General features: G+C 59.1%; 16 protein-coding genes. All 16 read left to right on the top strand.

All coding sequences use genetic code 11. The annotated features are described in order from the left end of the window. The first annotated feature begins 284 nt into the window (after window positions 1-284). The 16 genes from GZH91_RS12460 (at window position 285) to rnhB (ending at window position 16,207) form a co-directional block, all read left to right on the top strand. Window positions 285-2,069, top strand: coding sequence for an ABC transporter transmembrane domain-containing protein (locus tag GZH91_RS12460; protein WP_223264559.1), 1,785 nt, complete (start codon window positions 285-287; stop codon window positions 2,067-2,069). A gap of 149 nt (window positions 2,070-2,218) precedes the next feature. Continuing rightward, entirely contained in the window at window positions 2,219-2,968 is a 750-nt protein-coding gene (gene rpsB, locus GZH91_RS12455) for a 30S ribosomal protein S2 (protein WP_147073081.1), read from the top strand. Window positions 2,969-3,055: 87 nt separating this feature from the next. Further along, the gene (tsf, locus tag GZH91_RS12450; RefSeq protein WP_147073083.1) at window positions 3,056-3,931 is read left to right on the top strand and encodes a translation elongation factor Ts; all 876 of its coding nucleotides are present in this window, start codon (window positions 3,056-3,058) and stop codon (window positions 3,929-3,931) included. 4 nt (window positions 3,932-3,935) lie between these two features. Continuing rightward, window positions 3,936-4,658, top strand: coding sequence for a UMP kinase (gene pyrH, locus GZH91_RS12445; protein WP_147073085.1), 723 nt, complete (start codon window positions 3,936-3,938; stop codon window positions 4,656-4,658). Between the two features lie 12 nt (window positions 4,659-4,670). Further along, window positions 4,671-5,228 (top strand): ribosome recycling factor, encoded by a 558-nt coding sequence (gene frr, locus GZH91_RS12440; protein ID WP_147073087.1) that lies wholly within the window; start codon window positions 4,671-4,673, stop codon window positions 5,226-5,228. A gap of 10 nt (window positions 5,229-5,238) precedes the next feature. Beyond that, the gene (uppS, locus tag GZH91_RS12435; RefSeq protein ID WP_147073089.1) at window positions 5,239-6,000 is read left to right on the top strand and encodes a polyprenyl diphosphate synthase; all 762 of its coding nucleotides are present in this window, start codon (window positions 5,239-5,241) and stop codon (window positions 5,998-6,000) included. Beyond that, on the top strand, window positions 5,990-6,817 hold the full coding sequence (locus GZH91_RS12430) for a phosphatidate cytidylyltransferase (protein WP_147073091.1): 828 nt from the start codon (window positions 5,990-5,992) through the stop codon (window positions 6,815-6,817). The genes uppS and GZH91_RS12430 overlap by 11 nt, the downstream gene beginning before the upstream one ends. Beyond that, window positions 6,814-8,004: a 1-deoxy-D-xylulose-5-phosphate reductoisomerase gene (gene ispC / locus GZH91_RS12425; RefSeq protein ID WP_147073093.1), complete on the top strand. Its 1,191-nt coding sequence runs from the start codon at window positions 6,814-6,816 to the stop codon at window positions 8,002-8,004. The genes GZH91_RS12430 and ispC overlap by 4 nt, the downstream gene beginning before the upstream one ends. A 3-nt stretch (window positions 8,005-8,007) precedes the next feature. Then, entirely contained in the window at window positions 8,008-9,363 is a 1,356-nt protein-coding gene (gene rseP / locus GZH91_RS12420; protein WP_147073095.1) for an RIP metalloprotease RseP, read from the top strand. Between the two features lie 5 nt (window positions 9,364-9,368). After that, window positions 9,369-11,678: an outer membrane protein assembly factor BamA gene (gene bamA, locus GZH91_RS12415; RefSeq protein ID WP_147073097.1), complete on the top strand. Its 2,310-nt coding sequence runs from the start codon at window positions 9,369-9,371 to the stop codon at window positions 11,676-11,678. Window positions 11,679-11,688: 10 nt separating this feature from the next. Further along, complete coding sequence (locus GZH91_RS12410; RefSeq protein ID WP_223264560.1) at window positions 11,689-12,186, top strand: OmpH family outer membrane protein; 498 nt, start codon at window positions 11,689-11,691, stop codon at window positions 12,184-12,186. A gap of 25 nt (window positions 12,187-12,211) precedes the next feature. Next, entirely contained in the window at window positions 12,212-13,249 is a 1,038-nt protein-coding gene (gene lpxD, locus GZH91_RS12405) for a UDP-3-O-(3-hydroxymyristoyl)glucosamine N-acyltransferase (protein ID WP_147073098.1), read from the top strand. After that, the gene (fabZ, locus tag GZH91_RS12400; RefSeq protein ID WP_198415311.1) at window positions 13,242-13,679 is read left to right on the top strand and encodes a 3-hydroxyacyl-ACP dehydratase FabZ; all 438 of its coding nucleotides are present in this window, start codon (window positions 13,242-13,244) and stop codon (window positions 13,677-13,679) included. Before lpxD ends, fabZ begins: the two co-directional genes overlap by 8 nt. 5 nt (window positions 13,680-13,684) lie before the next feature. Continuing rightward, window positions 13,685-14,455 carry an acyl-ACP--UDP-N-acetylglucosamine O-acyltransferase gene (lpxA, locus tag GZH91_RS12395; protein ID WP_147073100.1) on the top strand — a complete coding sequence of 257 codons (771 nt, stop codon included), beginning with the start codon at window positions 13,685-13,687 and terminating at the stop codon, window positions 14,453-14,455. A gap of 1 nt (window position 14,456) precedes the next feature. Beyond that, window positions 14,457-15,614, top strand: coding sequence for a lipid-A-disaccharide synthase (lpxB, locus tag GZH91_RS12390; protein WP_147073102.1), 1,158 nt, complete (start codon window positions 14,457-14,459; stop codon window positions 15,612-15,614). Beyond that, window positions 15,611-16,207, top strand: a complete 597-nt coding sequence (gene rnhB / locus GZH91_RS12385) for a ribonuclease HII (protein WP_174861850.1) — start codon at window positions 15,611-15,613, stop codon at window positions 16,205-16,207. The genes lpxB and rnhB overlap by 4 nt, the downstream gene beginning before the upstream one ends. The last annotated feature ends 71 nt before the right edge of the window (window positions 16,208-16,278 follow it).

Here is a 16,278-nt window from a genome sequence, read left to right as displayed (position 1 = left end):
AAATTGCCACGGCACCCATGCAGCCGTGGTATCCGGAAGCTACTCAGCAAAATGTGCGCCATTAATGAACAAGCTTAATAAACAATGGGATAATGCGAAACGGCGCAATTGATCAGGGCCCGGATATGATTTGTTTGTCGCCCGGAAGAGACGCCAAATTGAGGTTGTTTTGATTTGTATGATACAAATCAGCAGGCTATTTGTGATTTTTGTGTCGCCAAATGGCGACGCGGCCTTGGTTGTTGTGAGCGCATCTTAAATTATCCACATTCATGTTAATGGCCATGCCTTTTACTCAAGCACTGCAAAAAAGCAGCCTGGCTACCCTCCAGGGACTGTTTCCCTTTCTCGCGCCGTATAAACGGGAATTCCTGTTGGCCGGTATTGCACTGTTGGTCGCCGCTGGCGCCACGCTTGCCATCCCGTATGCATTCAAGCAGATGATAGACCTCGGCTTTGCGGCAGGCGGCGCAACAAGCATCCGGCACGTGAATGCCTACTTCCTGGCGCTGTTCGGCGTGGCCGGCATTCTCGCCATTGCCACGGCAGCACGCTTCTACATGGTGTCGTGGCTGGGTGAGCGCGTCACCGCCGATATCCGCAGTGCGGTGTACCGGCATGTTGTCAGTCAAAGCCCGCAATTTTTTGAGACTACCCAGACGGGTGAGGTACTGTCGCGCCTGACCACCGACACCACCCTGATTCAGGCCGTGGTCGGCACCAGTATTTCCATGGTGCTGCGCAATGCCCTGCTGTTCATCGGCGGCCTGGTGATGTTGTTTGTCACCAGCGCCAAGCTGTCGTCCATCATTATCGTGCTGCTGGCCGCTGTGGTGCTGCCGATCGTTATCTTCGGCCGGCGTGTGCGCAAGCTGTCGCGCGACTCGCAAGACCGCATTGCCGATGCATCGGCAATGGCCGGCGAAATTCTCAATGCGATGCCAACGGTGCAGGCGTTCACGCATGAGGCCGTTGAATCCAGCCGCTTCGGCGCTTCAGTTGAAAATGCCTTCAGCACAGCGATGCGGCGCATCCGTGCGCGCGCCATGCTGACCCTGCTGGCGATTTTGCTGGTGTTTGGTGCGATCGTGTTTGTGCTGTGGCTGGGCGCACACGCGGTGATGCAGGGGCGGATGACCGGCGGCGAACTGGGGCAATTCATCCTCTATGCGGCAATCGTGGCCGGCGCCATCGGCGCGCTGTCGGAAGTGCTGGGCGAAGCGCAGCGGGCGGCCGGCGCGACCGAGCGGTTGCTGGAACTGATGTCGGCACGCGCGCCGATCCAGTCTCCCGCGCTGCCGCGGGTATTGCCGCCACGCTCCCAAAACGGCGCTGCACTGGTGCTGCGGGAGGTCACCTTTCATTACCCTTCGCGCCCGCTGACGGCGTCACTGAGTCATTTGTCGCTCACTATCCAGCCTGGCGAGACAGTGGCAGTGGTCGGCCCGTCTGGCGCAGGCAAGACCACGCTGTTCCAGTTGCTGCTGCGTTTTTATGACCCGCAACAAGGATTGATCACCCTGGATGGTGTAGACATCAGGCAACTCGATTTGCATGCCTTGCGTGCCGCCATCGGCATCGTGCCGCAGGATACGGTAATCTTTTCCGCCAATGCGCTGGAGAATATTCGTTATGGCCGCATCGATGCCACCGACGCTGAAGTGATTGCTGCCGCCAAAATGGCCGCAGCGCACGAATTCATCGACAGGCTTCCGCAAGGATACCGCTCCTTTCTCGGCGAACGTGGCGTACGCCTGTCCGGTGGGCAGCGCCAGCGTATCGCCATCGCGCGCGCGTTGCTCAAAAACCCGCCGCTATTGTTGCTTGATGAGGCGACCAGTGCGCTGGATGCCGAATCCGAGCGTCTGGTGCAAAGCGCGCTGGAAGCGGCGATGGTCGGTCGCACCACCCTCATCATTGCGCACCGTCTGGCGACGGTGCAGCGTGCCGATCGCATTGTCGTGATGGAAAACGGTGAAATTGTGGAAGCCGGCACGCATGCAGCGCTGATTGCACTGGGCGGCATATATGCCAATCTGGCGGCGCTGCAATTCCATACATACCGCTGAGGGCTCGTTGCCGAGCAGGCGGCCGGCATGCTAGAATTACATTCTTGGTGTGCATGGTGCGCATCATAATTCGCACAGCCGTCAATAGCTTAGGGTGCCCCTGCGGGGTGTTGGGCGGCGGCTGGAGGCTTAACCCTAAAGGAAAATTCATGTCCATTACCATGCGTCAAATGCTGGAGGCAGGTGTCCACTTCGGCCACCAAACCCGTTTCTGGAATCCGAAGATGGCGCCGTATATCTTCGGTCATCGCAACAAAATCCACATCGTCAACCTGGAAAAAAGCCTGCCGATGTTCGAGGATGCGCTGAAATTCGTGCGCAAACTGTCGACCAACAAAGGCACGGTACTGTTTGTTGGCACCAAGCGTTCGGCTCGCGAAATTGTGCGCGAAGAGGCCGAACGCGCCGGCATGCCTTACGTGGATCACCGCTGGCTGGGTGGCATGCTGACCAACTTTAAAACCGTCAAGCAGTCTGTCAAGCGCCTGAAAGATCTGGAAGCCATGCTGGGCGATGTCAATTCCAAGCTGACCAAAAAGGAAGCGCTGGTGTTGCAGCGCGAATTTGACAAGCTGGATCGCAGCCTCGGCGGCATCAAGGACATGAATGCGCTGCCTGATGCGTTGCTGGTGATTGATGTGGGCTACCAGAAAGGTGCTGTGACCGAAGCCAACAAGCTGGGGATTCCGGTCATCGGTGTGGTGGATACAAACAATAGTCCTCTGGGTGTGGATTACATTATCCCCGGTAACGATGACTCCAACCGCGCGATTCGCCTGTATGCGCGTGGCATGGCTGATGCGGTGCTGGAAGGCCGTAGCCAGGTGATCAGCGAAATTCTGGGCGAAGGCGAAGAATTCGTTGAAGTGGAAGCCTCTGGAGAAGCGGCAGCACAATAAGCTGATCTTCTTGAAAAAAAAGGGGCGCACGCCCCTTTTTTTGTAATATGTTTTTGAATTGTGAATTAAGAATCCGAGGAGTAAGGCATGGCTGAAATTACTGCAAGCATGGTCAAGGATCTGCGTGAACGCACCGGGCTGGGCATGATGGAATGCAAAAAGGCATTGACTGAAACCAGTGGCGATATGGGTGCTGCCGAAGACCTGCTGCGTATCAAGAGCGGCGCCAAGGCCAGCAAGGCTGCGGGGCGGGTGGCGGCCGAGGGGGTGATTGGTTGTTTTGTCAGCGCCGATGGCAAAATGGGCGCGCTGGTGGAGGTCAATTGCGAAACCGACTTCGTCGCCAGGAACGAGGATTTTCTGGCGTTTGCCAAGGCTGTCGCGCAACTGGCTGCACAAAGTGGCAGCACCGATGTGAGCGCTTTGTCTGCCATGCCCATGCCCGCTGGCGGCAGCGTCCAGGAAGTGCGTCAGGCCCTGATCATGAAGCTGGGCGAGAACCTCAGCATTCGTCGTGTCGCGCATCATGTTACGGCAGGCCGCCTGGCTGTTTACCTGCATGGTTCCAGGATTGGCGTGATGGTGGATCTGGATGGTGATGAGGCATTGGGCAAGGACATTGCAATGCACATCGCCGCCAGCAAGCCGATCTGCGTGTCCAAGGATCAGGTGTCAGCCGGCCTGCTGGATAAAGAACGCGAAATCTACACTGCGCAGGCGGCGGACTCCGGCAAGCCCGCCGACATTGTTGCCAAGATGGTGGAGGGCCGTATCGGCAAGTATCTCGCAGAGGTTACCCTGCTGGGCCAGCCATTCGTGAAAAATCCCGACCAGACCGTGGAAAAGCTGCTGGCCGAGAAAAAGGCCAAAGTGAACGGTTTCACGCTGTTTGTGGTGGGTGAAGGCATCGAGAAGAAGGTGGTGGACTACGCTGCCGAAGTGGCCGCAGCTGCCAGGGTTTAATGCCATGAGCGCTCCGGTGTACAAGCGCATTCTGCTGAAGCTGTCGGGCGAAGCCCTGATGGGTGACGACAGCTACGGCATCAACCGCGACACCATCGCCCGCATCGCGGGCGAGGTCAAATCGGTGGTGGATATGGGCGTGCAGGTGGCCGTGGTGATCGGCGGCGGGAATATTTTTCGCGGCGTGGCGCCGGGTGCTGCGGGCATGGACCGCGCGACCGCCGACTACATGGGGATGCTGGCCACGGTGATGAACGCGCTGGCATTGCAGGATGCCTTTCGGCGTGTGGGCGTGCCAAGCCGGGTGCAGTCTGCGCTCAACATCGAGCAGGTCGCCGAGCCCTATATTCGTGGCAAGGCGCTACGTTATCTGGAAGAGGGCACGGTGGTGATTTTCGGCGCCGGCACCGGCAATCCGTTTTTCACCACCGACACCGCCGCAGCCTTGCGCGGCATGGAAATGAACGCGGATATCGTGGTGAAAGCCACCAAGGTCGATGGCGTATACAGCGCGGACCCGAAAAAGGATCCGGCTGCGACGCGCTACCAGCGGCTGAGTTTTGACGAGGCGATCCAGAAAGACCTGAAGGTGATGGACGCCACGGCATTCACCCTGTGTCGCGACCAGAACATGCCGCTGGCGGTGTTGAGCATTTTCAAAACCGGTGCGCTGGCGCGTTTTGTGGCGGGTGAAGACGAAGGTACGCTGGTTCTGGCGCAGTGTTAACAGGAGCTATTCATGATTGCAGACGTCAAAAAAACCGCTGAGCAAAAAATGATCAAGAGCCTGGAATCGCTTAAGGCAGATCTGGGCAAGGTGCGTACCGGCCGTGCGCATACCGGCATTCTTGACCACGTCATGGTGGATTACTATGGCAACCCGACTGCGATCAGCCAGGTTGCCAATATTACCCTGATGGATGCACGTACCATTGCCGTACAGCCGTGGGAAGGCAAGATGGTCGGTGCGGTGGAGAAGGCAATCCGGGATGCCGACCTGGGACTGAACCCGTCCAGCCAGGGCAATCTGATTCGCGTGCCGATGCCGGCTCTCACTGAAGAACGCCGCCGCGATCTGATCAAGCTGGTGAAAACCGAAGGCGAAAACGCCAAGGTGGCGATACGCAACGTGCGCCGCGATGCCAATGCCCAACTCAAGGAACTGCTCAAGGACAAGGCCATCAGCGAAGACGATGAACGCCGCGCCCAGGAAGATATCCAGAAACTCACCGACAAATATATTGCCGAGATCGACAAGGCGCTGGTCGCCAAAGAAGCCGACCTGATGGCTGTCTAGGTTTTACTCAGTGGGTATTTTTACCAGCTCGACCAGGGACATCCCGCAAGCAGCGGCGGTGCCGCGTCACATCGCCATCATTATGGACGGCAATGGACGCTGGGCGAAAAAGCGCTTTCTGCCGCGCATCGCCGGGCACAAACGCGGCGTGGAAACCGTGCGCGACGTGATCAAGGCGTGCGGCGATCGCGGCGTGGAATATCTTACCCTGTTTGCGTTCAGCTCGGAAAACTGGCGTCGCCCGCAGGAAGAGGTGTCCATGCTCATGGATTTGTTCGCCCTGGCACTGGAGCGGGAGATTACCAAGCTGCACAAGAATGGCGCGCGCCTGCGCGTAGTGGGCGACCTCGCGCGTTTTGGTCCCAGGCTGGTCAAGCTCATCCACGAAGCGGAACATCTCACCTGCCACAACACCCGCCTCACCCTGACCATTGCGGCCAATTATGGCGGACGCTGGGACATCATGCAGGCGATGAACGCGATGCTGGAAAAACACCCCGAACTGGCCGGAAAACCGCTGACGGAAGCTGATTTCGCGCCGCATCTGGCCATGCACTACGCACCCGAGCCGGATCTGTTTATCCGCACCGGCGGCGAGCAGCGCATCAGCAATTTCCTGCTCTGGCAACTGGCCTACTCCGAGCTGTATTTCACCCCTACGCTGTGGCCGGATTTCGATGCTGCCGCGCTGGATCAGGCCATTGCCTCGTACAGTAGCCGCGAACGCCGTTTTGGCCGCACCAGCGAGCAGTTGGTCAGGCATGCTAAGTAAACGCTGGGCAACAGCCCTGACCCTGCTGGCCGGCTTCCTGGCCTGCCTGTTCCTGTTGCCGCAATCATGGTGGGTGCTGGTGATGACCGTGCCACTGGTGTTCGGTGCGCGCGAATGGGGGCGCCTGTCCGGATTTGCTGCGCCCGCTGCCAATGGCTACGCGCTGGCCAGCGTGGCGCTGGCGGCGCTGGTTTATGTGTGGGGGAATACTTACCACGTGCAGGTTTACCTGGCAGCATTGGCATTCTGGCTGGTCGTCGTACCGCTATGGCTGGCGTTTGGCTGGCGTGTGCAGCAGCCTTGGCTGCGTGTACTGAGCGGCTGGCTGGTGCTGCTGCCATTATGGCTGGCGCTGGTGGATTTGCGGGCTTACAGCGCATTCGGCCTGTTGCTGCTGATGGGTATTGTGTGGATTGCCGACAGCGCGGCCTACTTTACCGGCAAGCGTTTCGGCCGGCGCAGGCTGGCCGCACAAATCAGCCCCGGAAAAACCTGGGAGGGCGCTGCCGGCGCATGGCTGGCGGTGACGGTGTATGCCACTGTTGTGCTGGGTGTGGCGGCCATGCTGGGACGGGTGCCGTATCCCGCTGACTGGCTGTTGCCGCTGGCACTCTTCGTCTGGCTGCTATTTTACTTGAGCATACTGGGCGATCTGTTTGAGTCCTGGATCAAGCGTCTGGCCGGTGCCAAGGACAGCAGTGACTTGCTGCCCGGTCACGGCGGCATGCTGGATCGCATCGACGCGCTGACCTCCACTTTGCCGATCGCAGCGCTGATGCTGTTGCATGGGCAACTGCTGACACGGGCGCTGACATGAGCGTACGTCATCTCACCATACTCGGCGCCACCGGCACCATCGGCGTCAATACCCTGGATGTGGTGGCACGCCACCCGGATCGTTTCAATGTCGTGGCGCTGTCCGGCAGCAGCCAGCTGGACAGGCTCGCCGAGCAGTGCCGAACGCACTCTCCGCGCTATGCCGTGGTGCTGGACGCGGCCAGCGCCGCGCGCCTGCGCGAGATGCTCGAAGCAACGGCTTGTGCGACCGAAGTGCTGTGGGGCATGGCCGCACTGGAACGGATTGCCGCGCTACCCGAAGTGGATACGGTGATGGCAGCGATTGTCGGCGCTGCGGGGCTGCGCCCGGCGCTGGCAGCAGCCAAAGCCGGCAAGCGCATCCTGCTTGCCAACAAGGAAACCCTGGTCATGGCCGGCAGCCTGTTCATGCAGGCGGTGATCACGGGCGGCGCCGAGCTGATACCGATTGACAGTGAGCACAACGCGATTTTCCAGTCTCTGCCGCGCCATTTTTGCGGCGATCTCGTATCGTGTGGTGTGCGTCGTATTCTGCTCACGGCTTCGGGCGGTCCATTCCGCACCACTCCGATCAATGAATTGGCGCACGTCACGCCGGCGCAGGCCTGCGCGCATCCCAACTGGGTGATGGGCAAAAAAATTTCGGTGGATTCCGCCACCATGATGAACAAGGGGCTGGAGGTGATCGAGGCGCACTGGCTATTCAACGCCACGCCTGCGCAGATCCAGGTGGTGATCCATCCACAGAGCGTGATTCACTCGATGGTGGAGTATCTGGATGGCTCGGTCATCGCCCAGCTCGGCAACCCCGACATGCGTACCCCCATTGCCTACGCGCTGGGTTTCCCGGAACGGATCGAGGCTGGCGTATCGGCGCTGGACCTGTTTGGGCGCGGGCTCACATTTGAAGCCCCGGATTATGCGCGCTTCCCCTGTCTGAAACTGGCATTCGACGCGCTGGCCAGTGGCGGCATGCTGCCAGCGGTGCTGAATGCAGCCAATGAATCCGCGGTGGCGGCGTTTTTGGCCGGGCGCGCATCGTATCTGGCGATCCCGGCGGCAATTGAACATGCGCTGGCACGCGCGCAAACCGGCGAGCCAGGCAGTATGGATGATCTGGTGCAGGCCGATATCCAGGCGCGCGCCGACACCGATGCCTTCCTCGAAACCTGCCATGCGAGAGCCTAGACCATGACCCTGTTAACGACCCTGCTGGCATTTGCGGTGGCGCTGGGCATTCTCATTATCGTGCATGAATTCGGCCACTATGCGGCGGCGCGCCTGGTGGGCGTGAAAGTGCTGCGTTTCTCGGTCGGTTTCGGCAAGCCCCTGCTGCTGCGGCGCTGGGGCAAAGACCGTACCGAATGGGCGATTGCCGGCTTTCCGCTGGGCGGGTATGTAAAGATGCTGGACGAGCGTGAAGGCCGCGTGGCGGAAGCCGACCTGCCCCGCAGCTTTAACCGTCAAAGCGTGGGCGCGCGCATGTTGATCCTGGTAGCCGGACCGCTGGCCAACCTGCTGCTGGCGGTTTTGCTCTATTGGGGTTTGTTCATGCACGGTGTGCCTGGCCTCAGGCCAGTCATTGCCCAGCCGCCTGCCGCCAGCGCCGCGGCGCGCGCCGGGCTCCATAGCGGCGACGAGATCAGCGCCATCGGCGGAGAGCCGGTGGCCAGCTGGGCGGATCTGCAATGGGCGCTATTGCGCCAGCTGCCCGCGCAGCAACCACTCAGCCTTGCTTTGCAGGACGGCAGTACACGCACGCTGGATGCTGCTGGTGTGACGGTGGATGGCGAATCCGATATTGCAGCCAAACTGGGTATCCGCTTGTTTGAACCGGCGCTTGCGGCGGTGATTGGGCAGGTACTGCCCAATAGCGTGGGCGCGCGTGCCGGGTTGCGTGTGGGCGACCGTATTGTGGCGGTGAATGGCGCAAAGATCAGCGAGTGGTCTGACCTGGTCAGATGGGTGCGTGACCAGCCCGGCAAAGTGCTCAACCTGCAGGTCGAACGTGCCAGTCCGGCAGGCATGGTTGATATCAGGCTGGTGCCGCAGCGCGTGAATGAAGCCGGCGTGGCGGTGGGCAAGGTAGGTATTGGTCCCAAGGTGGATCCTGCGGTGTTCGATACCATGCTCACCGAAACGCGCTATGGTGCAGCGACAGCATTCGTCAAGGCGTGCGCCAAAACCTGGGATACCGCCGTGTTCAGCCTGCAGATGATGGGGCGCATGGTGATCGGCGAGGTGTCGTGGCGCAACCTGTCCGGTCCCATCACCATCGCCGACTATGCCGGGCAGTCGGCACGCACCGGCCCGGCAGCATTTGTGGCCTTCCTGGCGTTGGTGAGTATCAGTCTCGGCGTGCTCAATCTGTTGCCCATCCCATTATTGGACGGGGGGCATTTGATGTATCATATCGCGGAGCTTATCAAAGGCAGTCCGGTATCCGAGCGCGTGATGGAAATCGGTCAGCAAATTGGCATGGCGCTGTTGCTCACTCTCATGATTTTTGCCTTTTATAACGACATTTCCCGTTTGTTTACAGGCTGACCCTAATGCAAATCAGACTTGCAGCTGCACTCGTAACAAGCCTGTGGGCGATATCCGCTCACGCAATCGACAATTTCGTGGTGAAGGATATCCGCGTAGAAGGCATCCAGCGCACCGAAGCTGGTACGGTATTCAGTTATTTGCCGGTGAAAGTCGGCGATACGATGGATGACGAAAAAGCTTCCGCCGCGATCAAGGCACTATTTGCCACCGGTTTTTTCAAGGATGTGCGCCTGGAACAGCAGGGCAATGTGCTGATCGTGGTAGTGGAAGAGCGCCCGGCGATTTCCAAGGTGGACATTGTCGGCAGCAAGGAGTTTTCCAAGGAACAGCTCACTACCGGTCTAAAGCAGGCGGGTCTGACAGAAGGCCGTATTTTCGACAAATCGGTGCTGGATCGTGCCGTACAGGAAATCAAGCGACTGTATTTCAGCAAGGGCAAATACGCGGTACAGATTGAGACTACGGTCACGCCGCTGGAGCGTAACCGGGTATCAATCACTTTCAACATCCAGGATGGTGATGTTGCCAAGATCAAACAGATCAATATCGTTGGCAACAAGGCGTTCAGGGAAAAACAGCTGCTTGGTCTGTTCAGCTTGCAAACTCCGGGATTCTTCAGCTGGTACACCAAGAACGATCAATATTCCAAACAGAAGCTGGCTGCCGACCTGGAAACGCTCAAGTCGTTTTACCTGAATCGTGGCTACCTGGAATTCAATGTTGATTCCACCCAGGTGTCGATCACCCCGGACAAGCAGGACATCTACATCACCGTCAACATCAGCGAGGGTGACAAATACACCGTGTCCAGCGTCAAGCTGGCGGGGGAGACCATCGTCCCGGCGGCGGAACTGGAAAAGCTGATTGTGGTGAAGCCGGGCGAAGTGTTCTCGCGCGAAAAACTCACCGAAACCGCGAAAAAAATCGGCGACCGGCTGGGTAATGACGGCTATGCGTTTGCCAACGTCAATGCAGTGCCTGACGTGGACAAGGAAAAACACCAGGTCGCATTCACCTTCTATGTGGACAGTGGCCGTCGCGTGTACGTCAACCGCATCAACGTCACCGGCAATACCCGCACCAAAGACGAAGTGGTGCGGCGCGAATTCCGCCAGATGGAAGGCGCCTGGTACGCAGCCGACAAAATCAAGCGCTCGCGCGAGCGGGTTGAACGCCTTGGCTATTTTAGCGATGTCAACGTGGAAACGCCTGCCGTGGCAGGCACCACTGACCAGGTGGACCTTGACCTGGGAGTGACGGAAAAAGCGACCGGCAGCATCATGGTAGGGGCGGGTTTCTCGTCATCGGAAGGTCTGATCCTGTCTGGTTCGGTGGCGCAAAACAACCTGTTTGGTACCGGTAACCAGCTGTCCCTGCAGATCAACAGCGGCAAGATCAACAAGGTCTACTCGGTATCCTATACCAACCCCTATTTCACTCCGGATGGCCTGAGCCTGGGCTATGACCTGTATCGGCGTGACATCAATACGACCTCGCTCAGCAGCGTGGCAACCTATCAAAACTCTACCAAGGGCGCGGGATTGCGTCTGGGCATTCCGCTGAACGAAAAAGACAGTATCAATCTGGGGCTGGCTTACGAGCGTTTCGATCTTACGGTGGGTGCCACGAGTCCCAAGCAGTACCAGGATTTCGTCACGAAATTCGGCAGCAGCAACGATACCCTGCGCGCTGATTTGGGGTGGGCGCGCGACAGCCGTGACAGTCTGACTTACCCAACCGAAGGCATGCTGCAGCGGGTTTACGGCGAGGTGGGCGTACCGCCGGGCAGCCTTGAGTATTACAAGCTGTCCTATCAACAGCAGTGGTTCAAGCCACTGAGCAAAAATTTCACCCTCATGCTCAATGGCGAGATCGGCGTGGGTAATGGTTATGCGGGCAAGCCGCTGCCGTTTTTCAAAAATTTCTATGCGGGTGGCGTGAGCTCGGTGCGCGGTTATGACACATCCACGTTGGGGCCTAAACTGAACGACCCGGTTAACGGTGTGGTAGCGGCAGGCGGTAACAAGCGCATCGTTGGCAATGCGGAACTGATGTTCCCCATGCCCGGTCTGCAGAATGACAAATCGGTGCGCATGAGCGCGTTTGTTGATGCAGGGGCGACGTTTGGACCGGATGATTATCTGGGGCGTTATTCCAGCTTCAGTTTCAAGGATCTGCGTTATTCCACGGGGATTGCGCTGAGCTGGATTTCTCCTGTCGGGCCACTCAAGTTCAGTTTGGCAAAACCGATCAATCCCAAGCCGGATGACAGGAAGCAAGTGTTCCAGTTTACGTTGGGCACGGTGTTTTAAGGAGCAGGCAGTGAACAAGGTTCTGGCAGCGATTGTATTGTGCGCAGGTATGATGACGGCGGGTGTGGCATCAGCCGACATTAAAATCGGCTTTGTGAATACCGAGCGCGTGTTTCGTGAAGCGCCTATCGCTCTGCAGGCGCAAAAAAGGCTGGAAAAAGAATTTGCCGCGCGCGCTGCGGAATTGCAGAAAATGGCCAAGCAGGCGCGTGACCTGCAGGCCCAGCTGGAGAAAGACGGCGCCATCCAGTCCGACGCTGAACGCCGCAATAAAGAACGTGATCTGGCCAATCTGAACCGCGACTACCAGCGGAACCTGCGCGAATTTCGCGAGGATCTCAACGTGCGCCGCAATGAAGAGCTGTCCAAGGTGCAAGACCGCGCACGCAAGGCAATTCAGGCCTACGGCGAGGCGGAGAAATTCGATGTCATTCTCGAAGAGGCAGTGTATTTCAGCCCCAAGATCGACATCACTGACAAAATCATCCGCGCCCTGAGCGACAAGTAATCCTGAAGGGCGCCCAATGCCGGACGTGTCTTACACATTGGCAGAAATTGTTGGGCGCCTGGGCGGCGAAGTGCTCGGAGATGCGCAAACCCGCGTCAGCCAGATTGCTACGCTGAGCAGTGCCCAGGCGCACCAGATCAGCTTCCTCGCCAATCTGAAATACCGCGGCCAGTTGGCTCAATCAGCGGCGGGTGCGTTCATCCTGGGGCGTGATGCGGCCGGGGCCAGTGCCAGGCCGCGCATTATTGCTGACAACCCTTACGCTTACTTCGCCCGTGTTTCCGCGCTGTTTAATCCGCCGCCCGAAGCTGTGCCAGGAGTGCACCCCTCAGCGGTGGTGCATCCCGCAGCACATATCGCGGATGACGCCAGTATCGGCGCCAACGCGGTGATAGAACAGGGGGCACAAATCGGCGCCGGCAGCATTATCGGCGCCGGCAGCGTGGTGGGTGCGGATTGCATTATCGGCACTGGCTGCCTGCTGTACGCCAATGTCAGCGTGTATCACGGCTGCATGATAGGCGACCGCGTTATTTTGCATTCCGGTTGCGTGATTGGTGCCGATGGTTTCGGCCTGGCACCGGATGGCGGGCGCTGGTTGAAGATACCGCAGATCGGCCGCGTGATTATCGGCAACGATGTGGAAATCGGCGCCAATACCACGGTGGATCGCGGCGCGCTCGACGATACGGTGATCGAGGAGGGCGTCAAGCTCGACAACCAGATTCAGGTCGCCCACAACGTGCGCATTGGAGCGCACACCGCTATTGCCGCCTGTACCGGTATTGCCGGCAGTGCCAGAATCGGTGCGCACTGCACCATCGGCGGCGCGGCAATGATTTTTGGCCACATCGAGATTGCCGACCGGGTGAATGTTTCCACCAATACCCTGATTACCAGATCACTCACCCAACCCGGCACCTATACCTCGGCGCTGCCCTTTTCAGAGCACAGCGAATGGCTGAAAAATGCAGTGCAGATGCGCCACCTCGACAGCATGGCCAAACGTATCCGCGCGCTGGAAAAAAAGCTTGGCGAACTGGAGAAAAATCAACATGAGTAGCATGGATATCAACGAAATCATGGCGTATCTGCCACACCGCTTTCCGTTTCTGCTGGTGGATCGGGTGCTTTCTCTGGAGCCGGGAAAAAACATCGTCGCGCTCAAAAACGTGAGCATGAACGAGCCATTTTTCCCGGGGCATTTTCCCAAACATCCGGTCATGCCGGGCGTGCTGATCCTGGAGGCGCTGGCTCAGGCGGCAGCCCTTCTGTCATTCAAGACGGTGGCAGATACGCCCAGCGATGACGCAGTGGTGTATTTTGCCGGTATCGACGGCGCGCGTTTCAAAAAACCGGTGATGCCCGGCGACCAGCTCATGCTGCATGTGGAAATCCTGCGTAATCTCAAGGGCATCTGGAAATATGCGACCTACGCCGAAGTGGACGGCCAGCGCGTGGCGGAAGCCGAAATGATGGCCACGCTGCGCTGAAACAGATGATTCACCCCAGCGCAATCATTCATCCCGGCGCGCAGCTCGGCGCCAATGTCAGTATCGGTCCTTACGCCGTGATCGGCGAGCACGTGGTCATTGGCGACGGCACCACGGTGGGCGCGCATACGGTCATTAACGGACACACCCTTATCGGCCGCGATAATCATATTTTCCAGTTCAACTCCCTGGGAGAAATTCCCCAGGACAAGAAATACGCGGGGGAGCCAACCCGGCTGGAAATTGGCGACCGCAACACCATCCGCGAATTCTGCACTTTCAACCTGGGCACCGTGCAGGACACGGGAGTGACCCGTATCGGCAACGACAACTGGATCATGGCCTATGTACATCTCGCGCACGATTGCCAGGTGGGCGACAATACGATTTTCGCCAACAACGCTTCTCTGGCCGGGCACGTGACGGTGGGCGACCATGCCATCCTCGGGGGGTTTACCGGCGTGCATCAGTTCTGCAAAATTGGCGCCCACGTGATGACGGGTATTTCCAGCGTGGTATTCAAGGATATTCCCCCCTATGTCATGGCCGCGGGCCAGCCTGCCGCACCGCACGGCATCAATGCCGAAGGCCTGCGGCGGCGCGGCTTCTCGCCCGAGGCGCTGGCCGGTCTCAAGCGTGCCTACAAAACCTTATATCGTGAGGGGCTGACTTTCAGCGAGGCACAACAACGTCTTGCAGAACAGGCGCAAGGTATTCCGGAAGTCCGGTTGCTGGTGGATTTTCTCAGCCAGGCCGAGCGCGGCATTATTCGCTGACATGGCGGGCGCAGCACGACCGCCCCGCGTTGGCATTGTCGCGGGTGAAGCCTCCGGCGATCTGCTCGGCAGCCACCTGATCAAAGCCCTGAGGGCGCGCTGTCCGGATATCGAATTTGTCGGTATAGCCGGACCGAAAATGATTGCGTTGGGCGCGCGCAGCCTGTTTCCGATGGAAAAGCTCTCGGTGAATGGATACGTTGAGGTGCTGCGCCACCTGCCGCAAATCCTCGGCATCCGGCGCAAGCTCAGACGTGCCTTGCTGGCCGATCCGCCCGACTTGTTCATCGGCATCGACGCACCCGATTTCAACCTCGCTCTCGAAGCCGGCCTCAAGGCGCGCGGCATTCCCACGCTGCACTATGTGAGCCCGTCGATTTGGGCATGGCGCGGCGAGCGCATCAAGAAAATAGCGCGCGCGGTCACCCACATGCTGGTGGTATTTCCGTTTGAAGAAGCGATTTATCGCCAGGCCGGCATCCCGGTCAGCTACGTCGGTCATCCGCTGGCCGATATGCTGCCCGTCAACCCCGACCGCGCCGAAATGCGCGAGCGCCTTAAACTCTCCATCAAGCAGCCCATACTGGCGTTGCTGCCCGGCAGCCGCGTGAGCGAGCTGATGCAGCATGCACAACTGTTTGTGGACACCGCGCGCCTGATTCATGCCCGGCACCCGGAGGTTGGTTTTCTGGTGCCGCTGATGAGCCGCGCGACGCGTGGCATTTTTGAGCGTGCCCTATACAGCAGCGCTACCATGCTGCCTGTTCGCATTATGGTCGGTCACGCCGATTACGCGATGGCCGCAGCAGACGCGGTGCTGGTTGCCTCCGGCACCGCCACGCTGGAAGCAGCGCTGCTCAAACGCCCCATGGTCATTACTTATCGCGTGCCCAAACTCACCGCCTATATCATGCGCCGTCAGGCCTATTTGCCCTGGGTCGGGCTGCCCAATATCCTCGCCAACCGCGACGTGGTACCCGAGCTGCTGCAGGAAAACGCCACCCCGGAAAAACTCGCAGCCGCACTGCTGGACTTGCTGGCTGACGAGGATAAACGCGGCGCCATCGAAGCCGAGTTTGCCAGCCAGCACGCGTCACTTAAATGCAATACCGCCGAGCGCATGGCTGAAGCCGTGCTGCCCTATCTGGAGCGCAAATGAAAAACACGCTGCTGGTGTGCGGTGTGGATGAGGCCGGGCGTGGTCCGCTGGCTGGCGCAGTGTTCGCCGCTGCGGTTATCCTCGACCCGACGCGCCCGATCGACGGCCTCGACGATTCCAAGCAACTTTCCGCCCGTCGCCGCGAGGCGCTCGAAATCCTCATCCGCCAGCGCGCGCTGGCCTGGGCGGTGGCGCAGGCCAGCGTTGCCGAGATCGACGCCATCAACATCCTGCAAGCCACGCTGCTGGCGATGAAGCGCGCAGTGGAAGCGTTGCAGACCGTGCCTGCCGAAGTGCTGGTGGATGGCCTGCACTGTCCGAAAATCCTGATACCCGCACGTGCCATCGTCAAGGGCGATGCGCTGGAGCCCGCCATCTCCGCTGCCTCCATTCTCGCTAAAACAGCGCGTGACCGCGATCTGCTGCGCTTGCATGAAATCTATCCTGAATACGGTTTCGACCGTCACAAGGGCTATCCCACGCATGACCATTTGGCTGCCTTGGCACGCCACGGCGCCACTGCCGAACACCGCAAGAGCTATGCGCCGGTGCGACGCTGTATGCTAGCCGCACAATGCGAACTGTTAACATAACGGTAATGGCTGACAAGCGCGGCGTCTTGTGTGTACTCTGTGCCAGACATTTTTTTAATCGAGGAGAGACC

Source organism: Sulfuriferula plumbiphila (assembly GCF_009938015.1).
Classification (GTDB): Bacteria; Pseudomonadota; Gammaproteobacteria; order Burkholderiales; family Sulfuriferulaceae; genus Sulfuriferula; species Sulfuriferula plumbiphila.
The sequence above is the reverse complement of the archived record's forward strand: the minus strand, read 5'-3'. Positions and strand labels throughout refer to the sequence as shown.

Coding starts and splice junctions, on each gene's coding strand:
- lpxA (WP_147073100.1), top strand. CDS start 13,685: ATGATTCACCCCAGCGCAATCATTCATCCCGGCGCGCAGCTCGGCGCC.
- ispC (WP_147073093.1), top strand. CDS start 6,814: ATGAGCGTACGTCATCTCACCATACTCGGCGCCACCGGCACCATCGGC.
- pyrH (WP_147073085.1), top strand. CDS start 3,936: ATGAGCGCTCCGGTGTACAAGCGCATTCTGCTGAAGCTGTCGGGCGAA.
- GZH91_RS12430 (WP_147073091.1), top strand. CDS start 5,990: ATGCTAAGTAAACGCTGGGCAACAGCCCTGACCCTGCTGGCCGGCTTC.
- rseP (WP_147073095.1), top strand. CDS start 8,008: ATGACCCTGTTAACGACCCTGCTGGCATTTGCGGTGGCGCTGGGCATT.
- frr (WP_147073087.1), top strand. CDS start 4,671: ATGATTGCAGACGTCAAAAAAACCGCTGAGCAAAAAATGATCAAGAGC.
- rnhB (WP_174861850.1), top strand. CDS start 15,611: ATGAAAAACACGCTGCTGGTGTGCGGTGTGGATGAGGCCGGGCGTGGT.
- fabZ (WP_198415311.1), top strand. CDS start 13,242: ATGAGTAGCATGGATATCAACGAAATCATGGCGTATCTGCCACACCGC.
- tsf (WP_147073083.1), top strand. CDS start 3,056: ATGGCTGAAATTACTGCAAGCATGGTCAAGGATCTGCGTGAACGCACC.
- GZH91_RS12460 (WP_223264559.1), top strand. CDS start 285: ATGCCTTTTACTCAAGCACTGCAAAAAAGCAGCCTGGCTACCCTCCAG.
- lpxB (WP_147073102.1), top strand. CDS start 14,457: ATGGCGGGCGCAGCACGACCGCCCCGCGTTGGCATTGTCGCGGGTGAA.
- rpsB (WP_147073081.1), top strand. CDS start 2,219: ATGTCCATTACCATGCGTCAAATGCTGGAGGCAGGTGTCCACTTCGGC.
- bamA (WP_147073097.1), top strand. CDS start 9,369: ATGCAAATCAGACTTGCAGCTGCACTCGTAACAAGCCTGTGGGCGATA.